Here is a 766-nt window from a genome sequence, read left to right on the forward strand (position 1 = left end):
GTTTTTTGGTTTGATCATACAGCCATCGCAGCAACACATACGCGATGAACGCCGCAAACAGCTGATTGTATACCGCATTTTCCGTCGTGCCAAACAAGGTCGGGACATTCAGATATTGCTTCACCCAACGGAAAAAGACCTCAACAGTCCAACGTTGTTGGTACATGTCGGCAATGGTTTCCGCAGACGCATGGAAGAGGTTCGTCACGACCCGAATGTCGCGGCCATTCGCATCTCGAAAGATCACCACCCGGTGACGCTTGGTGGAGCGGCATTGTTTCGTCCCCAACTGGCACGTGAAGTCGGCTTGAACCGATGAGGATGTGCTGGAAAGGCGTTTCAAGCTTTTTTTCTGATGAAGTTCGATGTTGTCCTTCATCCGAATGACAAAGAGCTGATGCTGCTCCACAAATCGATCGAGGCGTTCGATTTTGAAATACGCCCGGTCTTCCACCAGCACTTGTTGAGCGTTCGTCAACTGTTCTCCCACTGGGCCATCGTGACGCAGTCCGGTCGTTTCCACCACGTCTGCCGGCAACGAGGATTCCGGCGAATACGCGACGTGCAGCTTCACTCCGGCGCGTTCGCCGTGATACGGCGCCCATGGGAGGCGGTTTTTCCCGACCGTGACGGTCGTCGAATCCACCACCCGAAGCGGTTTGGGAAACCGAAGCGAACGGCGGGTTTGGCGGTTGCACTTGGAAATGATCAACGCCAACAAGCGTTTCATGATGTCATAGGGAACTTCTTTCGCTTTCTTGGATAC

The 766-nt window shown here is 53.5% G+C and carries 1 protein-coding gene; it reads right to left on the reverse strand.

The window, feature by feature from the left end; translation table 11 throughout:
* A partial coding sequence (locus tag ETC02_RS16780; RefSeq protein WP_171698461.1) for an IS4-like element IS5377 family transposase occupies positions 1-766 on the reverse strand: 766 nt, incomplete at both ends.

The organism is Geobacillus sp. DSP4a, assembly GCF_013096875.1.
Classification (GTDB): domain Bacteria; phylum Bacillota; class Bacilli; order Bacillales; family Anoxybacillaceae; genus Geobacillus; species Geobacillus thermophilus.